Below are 16,872 nucleotides of genomic sequence, written 5' to 3' on the forward strand. Positions count from 1 at the left end.
AAAAATTTTATGGAGGCTATTGCCATGAGCAATATAGATCCAATTGTATTAACGAAAGGTTTACCTGGTATACCTTGTCCTATCGCTAAAACGCTTGACGTAATTAGTACAAAATGGACATTTTTAATTATTCGGGACCTTCTTATCGAAGGAACGTTACGATTTAGTGATTTACAAAAATCAATGGACGGGATTAGTCCGAAAACTTTATCGCTTCGCCTAAAAGAATTGGAAACGCAAGGGATTATAACGAGAAAAGTATACCCAGAAGTTCCGCCTCGCGTAGAGTACACGTTAACTGATAAAGGAAAGCAATTAGAGGGGATATTTATTGAATTAAAGCGGTTTGGATTAAGTTTATAAACGAAAAGCCCCTTACCATAAAAATAGTAAGAGGCTTTTCGTTATTCACTACATTACTTCGCAAAACTTTGAGCTAGTTGTTTCTCTCTCCACATAAATGTAATGCCGAGACCAACGATTAAAACAACACCTGAAAATGCATATGGATAATTAATGTTTATATCAAATAATATTCCGCCCATCGCTGGTCCTGCGATATTTCCTAAACTCGTATACGTTGAGTTCATACCAGCAACGAATCCTTGCTCTTTTCCAGCTGCTTTTGATAAAAACGTCGTTAAAGCTGGACGAAGCAAATCAAATGCTAGGAAAATAAAGCAAGTAACGAGAAGTACAATCCAATAATTAAAGACTACAGTTGAGACGAATGCTAATACTGCACCTACAATTAAACATATTTGAATTAATACTTTCTCACCGAACATGTCAACCAATTTGCCAAACATAAATACTTGCACAACTACCCCAAAGATGGAGCTAATCGTAATAATTGCAGCAATATCTTTCGGTGTAAAACCAAATTTATGATCAGAAAACAAACTAAAAACAGTTTCATATGCTGATAAACCGAATGCGAGTACAAATACAATAATAAATGCGATTGCATACATTGGATTTAATGATTTCTTTAAATCTCCGATAAAGCTGGATTCTTTCGTATTAGCAGAAATCTCTGCAAGCTCTTCTTTCGTTAACGGCTCTTTCAAAATAAATATAGAAATCACGCATGCGACAAAAGCAATCACTGCTGCCACAAAGAACGGCACACGTATACCGTATTCTGCAATAAACCCGCCGATTCCAGGCCCTATAATAAATCCGGTACTAATAGCCGCTGAAAGATATCCCATCGCCTTTGGACGTTCTTGAATAGAAGTAATATCAGCAACATATGCCGTAACACCCGGCATAATAAACGCGGCGCTAATTCCGCCTAACACCCTCGCTGCATAAAGCATCCACACATCTGTACCTAATCCAAAAAGAAGCTCTGAAACACCAAAAATAAATAATCCAATGATTATCATTTTCTTCCTACCGTAAATGTCGACCCAACGACCCGTAATAGGTGAAGTAATAAGCTGAGCCATTGCAAACACTGCAACGAGATAACCCATCGTCTTTCCTGTTAAATTCATATCATTCATAAAGGACGGCATAACCGGAATGATTAATCCAATCCCTAAAAAAGCGATAAATATATTACTCAAAAGAATGATCAATACCATCTTTTGTTCTTTTATCGGTTTCTTCAATTTTTAACACCTCTTCCCGTAGTTCCTCTCAAAAATAATGCCCAAGAAGCTTTTTCTTTATCCTGCTATTTGTGGGCTCATACTGAGTGAAGATGCCCCCACTCATTAGAATTTCACTCTATCCTTCCACACATACATACACACAGGGTGAATGACTATCATTCAGTTTCCCGCAGAAATGAACCTACCTTTTCAGACAGGTTCATCTTACTACTTCTTTATATGTAGTGCATGTGTTAAAAAATCTAGTACTTCTGCCTTTTGTAGCTCGACTTGCTCATCATCTTTATGATCATATAAATAAACTTGTTCCGCTGCTGATTCAACAAGAGCGATAAATAACTTCGCTGTTCGCTCAGCGTGAACCGAATCACGAATTTCACCTGATTCTTTTGCCTCACTTAAAAAGTCACTTAGCCATATATAAAGAGGCTCATATACAGCTTCCCATTCTTTTATATGTTCAGTTGATGCAAGGCCCGCATACATTAATGCTTGTATTTCACGATATTCAGCTATAAAGGTAAATACTGCATCTATTACTTGCTCAACTTTACTTGAAAAAGGTGAATCGTTCTGTACTTTTTCTTTCACTGCAAGTATCATCTTCTCAACCATCACTTCTGCTATTGCAGGCATAACAGATAACTTAGAAGGAAAATATAAATAGAAAGTTCCTTGTGCAATGCCAGCCAATTTCACGATATCAGAAATCTTCGTTTTTTCAACGCCCTTTTCCTGAAACACTTCAATAGCTGCATAGACAATTTTTTCTTTTTTATTCATCATCTAAACCCTTTCACACGCGTATTGAATGACTGTCACTCATTTTATAAAATAACTAGCTGTACTGTCAATCATCGTGCACTTTTCATAATAAAAATCTCCCAACAAATCGTTAGGAGATTTAACTTTAATATCCTTTTCTTATGAAAGAGCCTTTAATCCCGTAACTCCACATACGATAAGAGCTACACTAATCAAACGTGCCTTACTTTTCGATTCACCAAACAGAAACATATTTAATAAAACAGCTCCTGCTGTTCCAATGCCAATCCAAACCGCATAAGCTACACTTACTTGTAAGAACAAGAAAGATGTGTATAAGAATGCAAAGGAAGTTGCAAATCCACCTATATAAATCGCTCCATTTGCTAACGTCTTATCTTTACTATACATTTTAAGGCCTATCACACCGACTATTTCACTAATTGCAGCACAAAATACGAAAAACCAACCCATTTTTAAGCAGCTCCTTTCACAATTTCTTCCGCGGTTTCTTCTTTATTATCAGCCAGTTTTAAACCGATAACGCCCGCTACAACCATTACGATAAAGAATAGTTTTCCTACACTGAAACTGCCGCCGAAAAGGAATACATCCATTAGGAAAGTACCTACCGTACCAGCTCCGGCAAACACAGCATATACAGTCCCTGTTGCAAGATGTTCGCACGCTTTCGATAGGAAGTAAAAATCAACAGCGATAACTCCTACAATAATGACCCAATGCCACCAAGTATGAGCTGTATTAAAACCAAACACCCAAAAAATTTCAAAGATACATGTTAATATGACATATAACCAAGCTTTATTTTTCATATCTCTCACCTTCTATTATCCACTGACTGACCGTCAGTCATTTTTAATTTAAAAAATATAATCTCACTCTAACTACTATTTAAAAAACCAATATCATCCTCATTTATCCTTATATTTGTTCCGTTATTAAGCTAACTACATATAAAAGTTGCTTATCTACACCCTTTCATAGAAAAAATGACTGAATGTCATTCATAAATATTCTACATGACCAATTGATAAAGTGTCAACACCCGGATTCTATTAACCAAAAAATATTTTAAATTTCTTAAATCCACATGTATATTTCTTAATAATCTGTCAATAATGGTAGTAACATAATATTTTCTCCATTCCCCCCTTGGAGATCCCTTTGAATCGAGCAGTTGCTTTTAGCTAACTGCTCTTTTTTAATTTATCGGTACATTATAATAAAATACTCATAGATAAATTCCAAAACAAAAACCTGTACTCCCTTTTCAACATGCAACAAAGGACGAAATATTTTGTACGCTATTTACTTTTCAACGAGTCTTTGTATGCAATAATTTTATTTTCGAGCATCTTCTCTGTAACTTCTAAATTTTCTCTTTGAATCTGAATAGATTTCCTATGATCTTCTAAGAGCTGTAAACGAGCTTCGGTTGTATGCTCCCCTTCTAAATATAATCTAGCATATTCTCTTATTTTCGCTATCGGCATTTGTGTTTGTTTTAATTTCATTACAAACTGCAACCACTTTATATGTGACTCTTCATACAATCTATTCCCATTTGCATCGCGATTTGCAATTAATATGTTCTCCTTTTCATAATAACGTAATGTATGTGTGCTCACTCCTAATAATTTAGCTACCTCGCTAATTGTGTACATAACCATTCTCCCTCCGCACGCCATTTACTCTCATATATTTTACTGCCTTATCCAAATTATAAAAAACATTTGACTTAGAGTATACTCTAACAAATACAATCTAACCATGATAAATTAATTTGAATTTAGGAGGCTTTTATATGAAATATACTGTTATTACTGGTGCTAGTTCAGGAATTGGCTATGAATCCGCTTTAGCCTTTGCATCTCGCGGAAAAAATTTAATACTTGTAGCTCGAAGACAAGAAGAATTAGACGGATTAAAATTAAAAATTAACGAAATGCATCCAGAGTTGGATGTTGTCATTCGAAGAACTGATTTATCCGTCACTGAAAATGTTTATAAACTTTATGAAAGCCTACAAACTTTTCAAATTGAAACGTGGATTAACAACGCAGGTTTTGGTAATTTCGCCTCAATTGCTGAACAAAATTTAAACAAGATAGAAACGATGTTGCATGTAAATATAGAAGCACTAACAATACTATCTTCCCTTTTCGTTCGAGATTATTCAATGACCGAAGGAACACAGCTTATTAACGTTTCATCAGGCGGTGGATACACGATTGTTGCCAATGCTGTTACGTATTGCGCTACGAAATTTTATGTAAGTGCATTTACAGAAGGACTATCTCACGAACTGAAAGAACAAGGTGCAAAATTACAAGCAAAAGTTTTAGCTCCTGGTGCAACTGAAACAGAATTTGCGAAACGTTCATTTAATATTGATGAGTTCCAATATGATGGTGTTGTACCGAAATTCCACACGGCAAAACAAATGGCACAATTTATGCTCGACCTTTATGATAGCGATAAAGTTGTAGGGCTGGTCGATGGTTCTACTTATAACTATGAGCTTAAAAATCCCATTTTTAATTTTGCAGTGAGACAAACGAATTCAAATTCTTAACAACATCTCATTTCTGATCAAAATATAGATACCCACTATTTCTTAAATAATAGTGGGCCTTTTTTCTCTCTAAAAATTTCACCCCACATACCGTATCATCGCCACCTCATCACAATAATCAACTTTTGGACAATGTCTACAATCAATCCACACTTTTTCTGGCAATGCTTCTCTATTCATAAAATCAAACCCGCACTTTTGAAAAAATTCTGTTTCATATGTTAAAGAAATTACCCTGTTCACTTTTATCTTCGCCGCCTCATTCATTACATGATTCACTAACTTACGCCCTATCCCTTTTCCTGCATATGTATGCGAAACTACTAACGATCGTACTTCTGCGAGATCCTCTCCTAACACATGCAAACCAGCAACTCCAACGACTTCCTCCCCTTCTTTCATAACATATAAACATTGTAAATATTGATAGAGAGACAAAAGAGAACGCGGCAAAACAACTCCTTCTTTTGCATACATTTCAATGAGATTATAAATTTCTTTCACATCACTTGTAACCGCATTAAAGATTTTCATATTATATCCCCTTGCCCCCAGTGTTAATATTTATAACATTATATGAATTTTAATTCATAATTTTATATAATAATACATCTCTCTTTTCTCTCCGTCAATCACTTTTCTGAATTTCATCCCGCATTAACGGGCAGTAAGACTCCCACCTCAAAATTCGGCTGAAGCAAAGAAGATAGGTGGGAGTCGGGCTGCCCCTAAACGCCCGATTGGTGAAGGCTAATAATCAGTGGTGGATGAACAAAACCCCCACTGATTAAAGTTTCACTTTACATAAACAAAAAACCAAGCAACTTAATCGATGCTTGATTCCTCATTTCGTATCGGCAATACCGTCGAATATTTAATTTCACGAAGTGCTAAACTCGTTTGTATCCTTGTAATACCAAGCTTATTCAGCTTTCTAATAAAATGCTCCAGTTCCTTACGATCACGATTTGCAACCTTCAATAAATAATCATACTCTCCTGTTAAACAATGACATTCTAACACTTCTGGCATAGATTCTAATTCTCGTTCTAACACTTCAAGCTTTTCATACTGATGAATATTCGTGCTCATAAAAATGAAACATAATAAATCAAATCCAAGCTTTTCTTGATTTAAAATTGCTACTTGCTTATCAATAAAACCTTCCCCATCTAACCTTTTTATTCGTGCATGCATCGCAGCTGGTGATAAATTAACGCGGCGTGCTAGTTCTGCATTACTTACTTGTGACTCCTTCTGCAATATATCTAAAATTTGTACATCTAAATCATCTAACACTTTAATAACAGATGACTCCATCAAAATTCCCCCTTTTTTCTTACCGACGATTATTCGAAGAAACATCTCATAACTTATATAAAACTGAATGTTTTTCTGTAAATAAGATTTCTAACGAAACATTTTATCGAGTTTTTACCATTATACAAAAGAATATATTAGATAATAAAGAAAAATGCTAAAATTATTTACAGTTCATTCTTATTTCAACAAAGGGGTTTTTAGTATGCCTTATTTTTACGTCTTTTTACTATTATTAACAAGCTTATTATGGGGAGGAAATTTCGTCGTTGGGAAATCACTCGTCGATCATGCATCTCCGATGACACTGACAAGTTTAAGATGGCTAATTGCGATCATTTGTTTATTACCAATGGTATGGTTTAAAGAGAAGAAAATCATTCCACCACGCTCTGCAATACTTCCGTTAATACTTATGGGAATTTCAGGAGTCGTTCTTTTTAACATTTTTCAATTTTTAGCACTAGAAAAAACATCCGCAACGAATGTAGGTCTTATTTCTACATTGAACGCTATTTCAATTGCATTATTTTCTGTGCTATTTCTAAAAGAAAAAGTAAATACACTTCAAATTCTTTCTATGATTCTTTCATTTTTCGGGGTTATGCTCGTCCTTTTAAAAGGAAATTTTGCTCTTTTATTTTCACTACATTTTAATAGCGGAGATTTATGGATGATTGCGGCTGTTTGTATTTGGGGAATCTATTCTGTTTGTAGTAAATGGGCTACAAAAACAACTACACCACTCATGGCAACATTATATTCTGGTATTTTCGGCGTTATTTTATTACTACCATTTAACATAGGAAGCTTCACTGTTTCCAATATCAACTCTTCCTTCATAACATCACTTTTATATACAGGACTCATTTCAACAGTACTTTGTATGGTGTTTTGGAATATTGGTGTACAGAAATTAGGCGCTACTACATCGGGGATTTTTCTAAATTTCAATCCAATTTTCACAGCTATTTTAGCATTTATTTTCCTTGGAGAAGAATTAACATGGATTCAAATTTTCGGGACAATTATCGTCGTTACAGGGTGCTATTTATTCTCTCATTTTAAAACTGTTTCTCCTCAGACGACTAGAGCTTTAGTACGAAAGCATTCTTAATGAAAAAGCATCGCCACCAGAGTGGCGATGTTTTTATTTACCTTTCATTTCTTTCACATACTGTTTTTCTTCTTCTGGCGATAAACGTTCTGTTGCCTTTCCGGTATCACCACCTTGAATTTCCCACAAAAAGTTATGCTCCTCAACCGTCTGTGAAAAATCCCCTTTCTCCCAGCGCTCTAAAGTAGAAAGTAGCTTTGATTTATATTTAAAATTAGTACTGCTTTCTACTGCGTTCTTCGCACTACGAATTTCCTTATTTGTCATTTCAATAAATCCCCATTTTTCAGAGGATTTCACTTTTTGATGTACCATCCTATGCATTGTAGAAATAATTTCATCTTCACTAGCTTGTTGCTTTTCTTCCTTTGCTTTCTTCCCTTGTTGCCCCATTACATTTTGTGCTTTCAGACTCTTCTCCTCTTCTTCTATATAATTAAGAAGTTTCGTAACACCGAATACAGCTCCTATCGCAATTACAATCATTGTAATTGTCCCTATAATCCATTTTTTCATATTATGTATTCCCCATTCCCCTAATAATCACATAAACAAATGGAATCGCCTGCGCACAGCCGATTCCATTTGTTTCCTTATTTCATTTTAAACCTTCATCGCTTCTCGTACAATGTAACTGTCCACATATTGCTTAAATTTCACGATTTTTCCATTTTCAAGCTGCCATACATGAACAAATTCCGCCTCAAATGATTTTCCCGTCTCTTTATAAACTCCTGAGTAAACACCTTCAGCAATAATTACATCTTTTCCGCTTACTTCATGGTACGTATTTACACTCGCTTTATAATTATCCCACTCTGACCCTAAACGACTAAATACATTTTCCATTATAGCCTCTACACCTATATACGTTCCGCCGTACGGGAAACCTTCTGCCTCTGTCCATTCTACTTTTTCAGAGAGGGCTTCTGCTAAATGTTTTGCATTCGAAGAAGATGATCCTTCATACGTGCTTTGAATAATTTCTAAATTTGATTTAGGCATATTACTTCCTCCCGTTTTATTTATTTTTACACAAGTTGTAACCGTTTCAGTTACAACTTGTGTAAAAAAATATTTATATTGTTTTATTCTTAATCCACTAGTTGTAATCATTATAGTTACAATTATGATTCAAGTCAACAATTTATAAATAAATTTACTTCGCTTTCATTACTTTCTCTTTTACGAAGCGATCTACATATCCTTCTGCTTTTACGACGAATAAATACGCACCCATTGCTAATAATGCAAGATCTAATTCATATCCCGGATTCTTTCCATCTCCTAATAAACCTGCTGCTCCATTTACCTTTACGATAGCTCCAGCTAAAATAAGAGCGAATAACAATCCTACATATCTTACGCCTAAACCGATAATTAATAATATACCACCTACTAATTCAACTGTCGCTACGCCATATGCAAGACCACCTGGTAAACCGATGCTTGTAAACCATCCTGCTACGTTATCTATACCTGATTGAAACTTTGCTAAACCGTGTGCAAAGAACGTAACTCCTAACACGATACGAATAATTAAATTCCCAATATATTGATTCATTTTGAACTCTCCTTTTTTGTTTTGTTATGGTGAACATTTATTCCTAAGACAAAACAATACGGTATTTCTTTTCATTCGTCAAATGCTTTTTTTAAAGAAAACAAAAAACATTATCCGTTTTACGAATAATGTCTTTTATAAAATAGCGCTAATTCAAGCTTTTACTCTATCACACAGAAAAAGTTGAAACATTTTTCCAGCGCCAATATAAGGCAGTAAAGACACGTCCTCTTCCACAACCATTCCCACAACATTCACTTTCTCATCTACAGGTAAATCATGTATGGCAACTTGCATCTCCCCTGCATATCTACCGTACAATTCATTATCAATTGTAATACTGCCTTTCTTTCTTACAATTGTATGCATCGGCTGTAACACCACTCTATTTCCTTCCCTTGATTCTACAGAACGAATTACATCACGAGCCGGATCTAACCTATTTGTATGCACTTGCTCTACCACTTTTAATACTTCACTTGCATTTATAAATGACTCATATCGCACTGGAATAATCCCACCACTCGCACTCGAGATTTCTTGTACACTCTCTAGGCTCCCGCTTATATCTCCAATTAGCACTTTATCAACATCGCACTCTTGCACAAGCTCTAAATATGCTTCAAGCGGGCGCATATAGCGGTGCTTTTCTAAAGTTGGTAAACCTTCATATAACGGACCTCGTTTTTCACCATCTCCCGGAATAAATGCCATCGTTTTTATTCCGCACTCATGTAAATACTTATTTTGTTTTTGTAAAAACGACTTTGCTAGTCCTGTTTCTGGACGCGGATAAAAATTATGCCACGCTTCTACTCGATCTACTCGTATATTTTCCGCAAGTAACTCTTTCCAAAATGATTCTGTAATCGTACTCGCGTTTAACGCTACCTTCATCTTATGAGATACACGTGCGATTTCTTTTGGCGTAATACCGTAATCCATTCGTAAACCAGTAATGCCAAATTCTAATAACTCTTCCACATTTTCATACGTCATCCCTAAATGGTTTAACGATTTTGGAGAGACATCAACCATTAATTCCATTTCATTTTCGAGAGCTTGTTTCCCAAGTATTTGAATTAACTCCTTATACGTATTCGGATCATCTTCTGGAATGTGAAGAGATGTAAAAATAGATGAAAATCCGTTTTCTTTCGCTAGTTTTAACCATGCTTCTTGTTTTTCTACTCGCTCTTTTGAAAGGTAAATTGAAACTCCTATCATATGAATCTCTCCTTCTATTAATATAAAAAAAAGAGAAAGGAATCCCTTTCTCTATATGTTTTCTGCCATTTCTTCTTTAAAGCCGAAGAAGTACGTAAAGATGAATCCGAACGTATATGCAACTACTAATCCAAGGAAATATAATAAATATTTATTATCAGCAATTAACGGAATTAATGATAATCCTGATACACCTATTCCGAGTGAAGCCGTTTTCATAACAGCTTGGAATGCACCACCGACAGCCGCTCCTAAACAAGCAGTAATAAACGGTTTCCCAAGTGGCAATGTAACCCCGTATAATAGCGGTTCGCCAATTCCTAAAAATCCTACTGGTAATCCACCTTTAATCACATTACGAAGGCGTTTATTTTTTGTTTTCACATAAATCGCAATTGCTGCTCCTACTTGCCCAGCGCCAGCCATTGCGAGTACTGGTAATAAAGGCGTTACGTGCGTTTGATTAATAAATTCCATATGAATCGGTGTTAAACCGTGATGTAATCCGACCATTACGAGAGGTAAAAATGTTCCGGCAAGCACAGCTCCAGCAAATGCCCCACCAACATTTAAAATTGCGTTAATACCGCTCGTAATACCATCAGATAAGAACCCCGCTGCTGGCTGAATCGCTAACATCGTTACTATACTTACAGCTAATACAGTAATAAGCGGTGTTACAATAATATCAACTGCATTCGGCACTGCTTTTCGTACTTTTTTCTCAACTACAACCATAAGCCATGCTGCAAAAATAACTGCAAATAATCCGCCCCGTCCGGGTACTAGCGCTTCACCAAATAATTTTACATTCGCCATCGCTGGGTTGAAAATTAAAATACCTGCAATTGCCCCAAGAACTGGTGTCCCGCCAAACTCTTTCGCTGTATTCCAGCCGACTAAAATTCCTAGGAATGTAAAGATACCCCCACCAATTAAAAGTAACATTTGTAGCCATGTTGCATTCGGATCAGCACCTGCATTTTTCGCAAAGTTAGCGACCCCGTTTATAATTCCCGATGCAACAAGGCCAGGAATTAACGGAATGAAAATACTTCCTATTTTTCTTAAAAAGTTTTTCATTGGTGTATTGTTTTTCTTCTTAATCCCTGACTTTATCTCCCGGCCGATATCTTCAAGGTGATGATCTGCAACTTCACCAATTCTGAGTCCTGTTAAAACTTCCATTTCAGCTGCTACTTTATTTACTGTCCCTGGTCCAACAACAACTTGAAGCGTCTCATCTTCAATAACACCCATAACCCCTTCAACCTTTTTCAAAAGGTCCATGTTCACTTTACCTTCATCATGAAGCGTTAATCGCAGCCTCGTCATACAATGAGCAATGCCACGAATATTTTTTACTCCCCCAAGCTGCTCTGTAATCTCACTTGCCATTCTCACTTCTTTCTTCATAACAGATTTCCCCTCCCTATATGTTATAGCGCCTTCTTCACAAATCCTTTCGCTTCGTTTAATTTTTCTAGTGCTTCCCCATATTCACACTGTAGTAATATCATAACGATTGCAGCTTTCACATTTCGATCTGCTTTCTCATAACACTCTGTAGCTACTTCATAACTAGCGCCTGTCGCTTCAACAATAATTCGTTTTGAGCGTTCTACCAATTTTTCATTTGTAGATTGAACATCTACCATTAAGTTTTTATATACTTTCCCTACACCAATCATAGACGCTGTAGAAATCATATTGAGTACTAACTTTTGCGCTGTGCCAGCCTTCAACCGTGTTGAGCCTGTTAATATTTCTGCGCCTGTTTCCACTTCCACATTTAGTTTTGCATATTTACTTATTTCAGCATTTTTATTACAAGAGATACTAGCTGTACTCGCTCCCACGCTACTTGCATATTTCAATCCGCCAATTACATAGGGTGTTCTACCACTTGCTGCAATTCCGATAACTGTATCTTTCTCATTTAATCCAATACTTTTTAAATCTTCTTCTGCTAACTCTTCACGATCTTCGGCACCTTCCACCGCCTTGGTAAACGCTTTCAATCCACCTGCTATAAATCCTTGCACCATTTTATCATCTGTTCCAAATGTCGGTGGACATTCAACCGCATCTAAAATGCCTAAACGGCCACTCGTACCAGCCCCAATATAAATTAAACGGCCTTCTTCTTCAAAAGACTTAGTAACAATTTGTACAACCTTTTCAATTTCTTCTATTTCATTTTCAACTGCTAACGCAACAGTTCGATCTTCTTCATTCATACTTTGTAACACTTCTTTTATACTCATCTCATCTAGATTCATCGTTTTCTCATTACGGTGTTCTGTCGATAAATTCTCTAACATATTGCCACCCTCTTCGAAATTATATTTCACACTTTTATTATAACTTTAAGAAACTAAAAATCAATAACTCTTTCTTATTTTATGAAATAAAATTTCACAACATGACATATTTGTGTCAAAGATAATAAAAAAGATGAGTCTCCCCATCTTTTCTTCTACTTCAATTTCCGTAACCGTAATGCTTCTTCTCTCGTCTCCATAAATTGATCTAATACTTTATTACCAATTCGATTGAAAGTAATCACATATAAAGCATCAATCATATTCAGTTGCGTCATTCTCGACGCAATACTCGCAATGCGATGGTCTTGCTCTACATCTGGCATACAAAGGCGAATATCTGCCGCTTTATATAAAGGAGATGATTGATCTAGCTTTGTAATCGCAATAACTGTAGCTCCTCGCTTCTTCGCATATTGCGCCATTTCGAGCACATCTTTCGTCCGCCCAGAAGTTGAAATCGCCACAAATATATCTCCCTCTTTTAAATTCGTGACGAGTGGCAACATCATATGAAAATCAGATAGCATCATCGCTGTAAATCCGAGCCGCGTAAATTTATACGCTCCGTCCATCGCCGGAGTAGCTGATCCGCCTACTCCATAAAATATAATTTTATCTGCATTTACAATACGATCTGCAGCTTTCTCAAGTTCCTTTTTATCTATCGCAGTAACGCTCGCCTCAATTGCAGCTTTATTCACATATGTAACTTTATTAAACAAATCGTACGGTCCATCTTCCGTATTCATCACTGAAAAATCATTAATATTATAATCAGCAATCGTTAATTCACGAACGAGCGCTATCTTAAATGCTTTAAAGCTTCCGATTCCAATCGATTTACAAAAGCGAACAACACTCGCCTCACTTGCACCTGCATTCGTTGACACTTCTTTCGTCGTTAAATTCGGAACAATCTCTGCATTCTCCATTATGTACATGGCAACCTTCTTTTCAGCTGGTGAAAATTGATCCATATTACTTTCAATTTTAAATAGTAATGTTGAAGCTTTCACTATTTAACCTCCACTTCTTACCGTTGCGTATATTCTCCAATATCATTTGTATCATATAGATAAAAACCATCATTACCAGGTGGATGGTGAACAATTACAGTTCGATCCCCTTTTTTATATGCCGTTATTTCACCTTCAGATCGCTGTTTTTCCCATCCATGTATCCAAATTGCAAAGTCAGGTACAAAAGCAGTGTACTTATAGTCTTTCGGATTTTCGTCTTCTACATAGGAAGAAAAAATAGAAACTGGAAAATCTTTCACTTTTGATTCTTTCCATGCGGTAAATGGGATACATAGTGCAATAAGTATGATTACACCTATAACTTTCCCCTTTGTAATCTTCACACTTCCCTCTCCTTGTCATATCACATACATAGATTTTATCATAATTACAATCCATTCATGCTACATGACCACTGCATTTTGTAATAAAAAAGAGCTTATCTACGTCAGATAAGCTCTTTCCCTCTATACAAAATACTTCTTTAAAAGTGGCGGCGTAATAATTGTCGTCAATATAACAACAATGACAATCGCTGTGAAATTTTCTTTCGCTAACAAATTCGCCGCAAGTCCATTTGCTGCAATGATAAGCGCTACTTCCCCGCGCGATACCATTCCCGCACCGATACTAATAGAAGATTGTAAGTTAAACCCTGTTAATCTTGCTCCTAAACCTGATCCGATTAACTTTGTGAAAATTGCGATGAGCGTCATAATGATAATGAACCAAAGTTGGCTTCCGATACCTTGAAATGTAATTTCCATTCCAATACTTACGAAGAAAACCGGTACGAATATCGCGTAAGCAATCGGTTCAATTTTATGTTCCACTTCATGCTTATACTCTGTTTGCGAAATCGCAATTCCTGCTGCAAATGCCCCAATAATACCTGCGATTCCCATCATTTCACTGTAATACGAAAAAGAGAAACAAATAATAAGTGCAGCACTAATTAACGCTTCTGTTACGCGAAGTGGTACGAGCATTTTCATAATCCACGGAACAACTTTCCAAGAGATGAAAACAATACTTACAAAAAAGATGATTTTCTTTGCAATGACTAGCGTTACATTTACATCTTGTGTACCTAAAAAACTCATCACAAATGCTAATAAAATAACGACAATTACATCATCAAATACAGCTGCACCTAAAATCGTCGTACTTTCTCGCGTATTCATTTTCCCTAAATCTCTTAGTGTTTGAACAGAAATACTAACCGAAGTGGCACAAAGTAATAATCCTAAAAAGATTGCATGCGACTGTAACATTCCAAACGCAAGTCCTGCTAAATACCCACCAAGGAATGGGAAAATAATTCCTCCCATCGCTACTGCGAATGCAGATTTTAAATTCCGATTTAACTCTTCTAAATCTGTCTCAAGTCCCGCCATAAACATAAGTAGCAAAACACCAATTTCGCTAAGCTCATCAATAAGTTCTGAACTATTAATAATACCTAGCAAAGCCGGACCGATAATAATACCAACGATTAATTTACCGAGTACAGAAGGCTGGCCGAGCCTAACGCTAATATCACCAGCTAATTTCGTACAAAGTAAAATGACGACAAGTTCAAAATAAAATAACATAGCATCTTCTCCTACTATATGAAGTAAATCTTTTTGTTCCTACATCTATTTCTGCACATAGTTTCTCCTTAAAACCAGCATTTTATTTGTTAAAGTTTTATTCGACGTAATATTCAGAATTCAAATGAAATCAATCTAGAAATTTCAAAAAAACTACATGCCATAACTGTATCTTCATTCACTTACATACTCTTTTCCAATGGGTTCACACTATTCGGTTCCCTTCTTAGTCATTTAGCTACTGAAAAAACAAATGATGAGAAAAAGAAGCATAACAAAATAGCTCGCCTATAATAAAGGCGAGCTATTTTCATGTTCTATTATGTTTTTTCGTTAACGTTTGTAAAATGATAAATATACCGATGCAAGTGAGTACATAACCTGCAGCTTTTGCATACTTATCTCCCCTTACTTCGTCTCTTTCTTTTTCTTTCTCCACGCGTTTACACTATCAAAGAAAAAGTTAATAAATAGCGTTCCTAACCCCGCTAATAAAAACGTCATTAAAAATAGAACCCATATACTTTTCTCTTTTAAGAAATAATATCCTACAAGGAGCACAACCGCGATCCATACATATTCAAGAATTCTTTTTAGCTTTTTCTCTTCCAAATTATTCGCTCCGATACGATAAACTTAACTAAATCTATACAATTCAATCAAATTTACACAAGTTAGTGCTTCATCGTGTTCTCGCAGCCCCAAAGGGACGAGGGGTATAACACTCCACACGAGGCAGTATCGTTACCTCCTATTATCAAGCATTTATTTTACCCATCTTGATAAATTTATCGACGCATTTACATCCCTATCGTGATGGCTATTGCATGAAGCACAACACCACTCACGTATTTTTAAACTCCACTGTCCTTCTGGTTGAACTGAATGGTCGTATTTAACTCCGCAACATGAACAAATCTTGCTTGAGGCGAACCATTTATCAGCTTTTACATACTCAATGCCATACTTCTCGCACTTGTATGACAAACATTGAAAGAAGAAGTTTAATTTTTGAAATGAAAATGCTTTCGATAATTTTTTGTTTTTTAACAGGTTTGAGATAAATAAGTCTTCCACAACAATTCTCATTGGTTTGGTTTTCACCAATTTAGCTGTTGCTTGGTGGATATGGTTATTTCGGATATTCGTAATTTTCCTAGATAACCGCAGGTGCTCAGTTTTAGCTTTTTCATATCCGGCAGATTGAATTTTTACACCTTTTTTAAATCTCCTAGACATATCTCTTTGAGCTGACTTTTTCCTTTTCAAAAGTTTTTTAACCTTGGCATCTTTGTTTATATTTCGTTCTTTCGTACCATTAGAAGCTACAAAAAGCTCTTTTAAACCAACATCCACACCAATCGACTCATTGGTTAGTTCTTGTGGTTCGAATTCTTTTTTGAACCCTACACTAATCCACCAGTGACGACCATCAAATGTAACTCTTGGATTGGATGTTTTTTTGTTTCTTGGTAGTTGTTGGCTTGTTTTCACTTCTCCAATGGACTGAATATGAACTACTTTCTTTCCTATAACCAGTCTTTCATAATTGGCATAAAATCCTTGGATTAAATCTTTTTTGGATTTATAAGAAGTGTGATAACCATTTTGGTACTTTTCGAACGAATTTTTTCGCGCCTTGTCAAAATCTTTTGAAGCCTGTTTGGGAACTTGTGCGTTGATATTTTTTAACCACTCATATTGCTTTCGCTTCTTGATC

At 35.8% G+C, this 16,872-nt stretch carries 22 protein-coding genes; 3 read left to right on the plus strand and 19 right to left on the minus strand.

Going from position 1 to position 16,872, the window contains the following annotated elements; all coding sequences use genetic code 11:
- Positions 1–24 precede the first annotated feature (24 nt).
- Positions 25–363 (plus strand): winged helix-turn-helix transcriptional regulator, encoded by a 339-nt coding sequence (locus tag MR155_RS22720; protein ID WP_242311150.1) that lies wholly within the window; start codon positions 25–27, stop codon positions 361–363.
- Between the two features lie 53 nt (positions 364–416).
- Here the strand turns inward: MR155_RS22720 and MR155_RS22725 are convergent, their stop codons facing one another.
- From MR155_RS22725 to MR155_RS22745, 5 genes are all read right to left on the minus strand, one after another.
- Entirely contained in the window at positions 417–1,619 is a 1,203-nt protein-coding gene (locus tag MR155_RS22725; RefSeq protein WP_002125479.1) for an MFS transporter, read from the minus strand.
- Between the two features lie 210 nt (positions 1,620–1,829).
- A complete protein-coding gene (locus MR155_RS22730) occupies positions 1,830–2,408 on the minus strand; it encodes a TetR/AcrR family transcriptional regulator (RefSeq protein WP_002063960.1) in 579 nt (192 codons plus the stop codon).
- A gap of 138 nt (positions 2,409–2,546) precedes the next feature.
- On the minus strand, positions 2,547–2,861 hold the full coding sequence (locus MR155_RS22735; RefSeq protein ID WP_000539672.1) for a DMT family transporter: 315 nt from the start codon (positions 2,859–2,861) through the stop codon (positions 2,547–2,549).
- Positions 2,862–2,863: 2 nt separating this feature from the next.
- Complete coding sequence (locus MR155_RS22740; protein ID WP_002134594.1) at positions 2,864–3,220, minus strand: DMT family transporter; 357 nt, start codon at positions 3,218–3,220, stop codon at positions 2,864–2,866.
- Between the two features lie 492 nt (positions 3,221–3,712).
- Positions 3,713–4,072 carry a MerR family transcriptional regulator gene (locus tag MR155_RS22745; protein WP_002188427.1) on the minus strand — a complete coding sequence of 120 codons (360 nt, stop codon included), beginning with the start codon at positions 4,070–4,072 and terminating at the stop codon, positions 3,713–3,715.
- A gap of 140 nt (positions 4,073–4,212) precedes the next feature.
- On the opposite strand from MR155_RS22745, the gene MR155_RS22750 reads away from it, so the two are divergent.
- On the plus strand, positions 4,213–4,983 hold the full coding sequence (locus MR155_RS22750) for an SDR family NAD(P)-dependent oxidoreductase (protein WP_113936719.1): 771 nt from the start codon (positions 4,213–4,215) through the stop codon (positions 4,981–4,983).
- 78 nt (positions 4,984–5,061) lie between these two features.
- On the opposite strand, the gene MR155_RS22755 is transcribed toward MR155_RS22750, so the two are convergent.
- Positions 5,062–5,517, minus strand: a complete 456-nt coding sequence (locus MR155_RS22755) for an N-acetyltransferase (RefSeq protein WP_242311151.1) — start codon at positions 5,515–5,517, stop codon at positions 5,062–5,064.
- A 291-nt stretch (positions 5,518–5,808) separates the two neighbouring features.
- Positions 5,809–6,303, minus strand: coding sequence for an Lrp/AsnC family transcriptional regulator (locus tag MR155_RS22760; RefSeq protein ID WP_002063953.1), 495 nt, complete (start codon positions 6,301–6,303; stop codon positions 5,809–5,811).
- Between the two features lie 205 nt (positions 6,304–6,508).
- Between MR155_RS22760 and MR155_RS22765 the strand changes: the two genes are divergently transcribed.
- The gene (locus MR155_RS22765; RefSeq protein WP_088035224.1) at positions 6,509–7,420 is read left to right on the plus strand and encodes a DMT family transporter; all 912 of its coding nucleotides are present in this window, start codon (positions 6,509–6,511) and stop codon (positions 7,418–7,420) included.
- Positions 7,421–7,453: 33 nt separating this feature from the next.
- On the opposite strand, the gene MR155_RS22770 is transcribed toward MR155_RS22765, so the two are convergent.
- From MR155_RS22770 to MR155_RS22820, 12 genes are all read right to left on the minus strand, one after another.
- Complete coding sequence (locus MR155_RS22770; RefSeq protein WP_219299913.1) at positions 7,454–7,936, minus strand: PRK06770 family protein; 483 nt, start codon at positions 7,934–7,936, stop codon at positions 7,454–7,456.
- Between the two features lie 87 nt (positions 7,937–8,023).
- Positions 8,024–8,425, minus strand: a complete 402-nt coding sequence (locus MR155_RS22775; RefSeq protein WP_242311152.1) for a nuclear transport factor 2 family protein — start codon at positions 8,423–8,425, stop codon at positions 8,024–8,026.
- Positions 8,426–8,579: 154 nt separating this feature from the next.
- Entirely contained in the window at positions 8,580–8,984 is a 405-nt protein-coding gene (locus MR155_RS22780) for a DoxX family protein (RefSeq protein WP_001077749.1), read from the minus strand.
- A gap of 153 nt (positions 8,985–9,137) precedes the next feature.
- On the minus strand, positions 9,138–10,211 hold the full coding sequence (locus MR155_RS22785; protein WP_219299916.1) for a DUF871 domain-containing protein: 1,074 nt from the start codon (positions 10,209–10,211) through the stop codon (positions 9,138–9,140).
- 51 nt (positions 10,212–10,262) lie between these two features.
- Entirely contained in the window at positions 10,263–11,627 is a 1,365-nt protein-coding gene (locus tag MR155_RS22790; protein ID WP_242311153.1) for a PTS transporter subunit EIIC, read from the minus strand.
- A gap of 23 nt (positions 11,628–11,650) precedes the next feature.
- On the minus strand, positions 11,651–12,535 hold the full coding sequence (murQ, locus tag MR155_RS22795) for an N-acetylmuramic acid 6-phosphate etherase (RefSeq protein ID WP_242311154.1): 885 nt from the start codon (positions 12,533–12,535) through the stop codon (positions 11,651–11,653).
- 155 nt (positions 12,536–12,690) lie between these two features.
- Positions 12,691–13,554 carry a MurR/RpiR family transcriptional regulator gene (locus MR155_RS22800; RefSeq protein ID WP_002029960.1) on the minus strand — a complete coding sequence of 288 codons (864 nt, stop codon included), beginning with the start codon at positions 13,552–13,554 and terminating at the stop codon, positions 12,691–12,693.
- A gap of 17 nt (positions 13,555–13,571) precedes the next feature.
- The gene (locus MR155_RS22805) at positions 13,572–13,901 is read right to left on the minus strand and encodes an outer surface protein (RefSeq protein ID WP_242311155.1); all 330 of its coding nucleotides are present in this window, start codon (positions 13,899–13,901) and stop codon (positions 13,572–13,574) included.
- 123 nt (positions 13,902–14,024) lie between these two features.
- Entirely contained in the window at positions 14,025–15,152 is a 1,128-nt protein-coding gene (locus MR155_RS22810) for a cation:proton antiporter (RefSeq protein ID WP_000899801.1), read from the minus strand.
- Between the two features lie 310 nt (positions 15,153–15,462).
- Positions 15,463–15,591, minus strand: coding sequence for a hypothetical protein (locus MR155_RS31845; RefSeq protein ID WP_277958743.1), 129 nt, complete (start codon positions 15,589–15,591; stop codon positions 15,463–15,465).
- A complete protein-coding gene (locus tag MR155_RS22815; protein WP_061674975.1) occupies positions 15,561–15,764 on the minus strand; it encodes a hypothetical protein in 204 nt (67 codons plus the stop codon). Before MR155_RS22815 ends, MR155_RS31845 begins: the two co-directional genes overlap by 31 nt.
- A gap of 153 nt (positions 15,765–15,917) precedes the next feature.
- On the minus strand, positions 15,918–16,872 hold a 955-nt coding region (locus MR155_RS22820), incomplete at its 5' end, for an RNA-guided endonuclease InsQ/TnpB family protein (protein ID WP_242311156.1).

Source organism: Bacillus cereus group sp. BfR-BA-01331, from assembly GCF_022663915.1.
Lineage (GTDB): Bacteria > Bacillota > Bacilli > Bacillales > Bacillaceae_G > Bacillus_A > Bacillus_A mycoides.

Coding starts and splice junctions, on each gene's coding strand:
- MR155_RS22720 (WP_242311150.1), top strand. CDS start 25: ATGAGCAATATAGATCCAATTGTATTAACGAAAGGTTTACCTGGTATA.
- MR155_RS22730 (WP_002063960.1), bottom strand. CDS start 2,408: ATGATGAATAAAAAAGAAAAAATTGTCTATGCAGCTATTGAAGTGTTT.
- MR155_RS22735 (WP_000539672.1), bottom strand. CDS start 2,861: ATGGGTTGGTTTTTCGTATTTTGTGCTGCAATTAGTGAAATAGTCGGT.
- MR155_RS22740 (WP_002134594.1), bottom strand. CDS start 3,220: ATGAAAAATAAAGCTTGGTTATATGTCATATTAACATGTATCTTTGAA.
- MR155_RS22745 (WP_002188427.1), bottom strand. CDS start 4,072: ATGTACACAATTAGCGAGGTAGCTAAATTATTAGGAGTGAGCACACAT.
- MR155_RS22750 (WP_113936719.1), top strand. CDS start 4,213: ATGAAATATACTGTTATTACTGGTGCTAGTTCAGGAATTGGCTATGAA.
- MR155_RS22755 (WP_242311151.1), bottom strand. CDS start 5,517: ATGAAAATCTTTAATGCGGTTACAAGTGATGTGAAAGAAATTTATAAT.
- MR155_RS22760 (WP_002063953.1), bottom strand. CDS start 6,303: ATGGAGTCATCTGTTATTAAAGTGTTAGATGATTTAGATGTACAAATT.
- MR155_RS22765 (WP_088035224.1), top strand. CDS start 6,509: ATGCCTTATTTTTACGTCTTTTTACTATTATTAACAAGCTTATTATGG.
- MR155_RS22770 (WP_219299913.1), bottom strand. CDS start 7,936: ATGAAAAAATGGATTATAGGGACAATTACAATGATTGTAATTGCGATA.
- MR155_RS22775 (WP_242311152.1), bottom strand. CDS start 8,425: ATGCCTAAATCAAATTTAGAAATTATTCAAAGCACGTATGAAGGATCA.
- MR155_RS22780 (WP_001077749.1), bottom strand. CDS start 8,984: ATGAATCAATATATTGGGAATTTAATTATTCGTATCGTGTTAGGAGTT.
- MR155_RS22785 (WP_219299916.1), bottom strand. CDS start 10,211: ATGATAGGAGTTTCAATTTACCTTTCAAAAGAGCGAGTAGAAAAACAA.
- MR155_RS22790 (WP_242311153.1), bottom strand. CDS start 11,627: ATGAAGAAAGAAGTGAGAATGGCAAGTGAGATTACAGAGCAGCTTGGG.
- murQ (WP_242311154.1), bottom strand. CDS start 12,535: ATGTTAGAGAATTTATCGACAGAACACCGTAATGAGAAAACGATGAAT.
- MR155_RS22810 (WP_000899801.1), bottom strand. CDS start 15,152: ATGTTATTTTATTTTGAACTTGTCGTCATTTTACTTTGTACGAAATTA.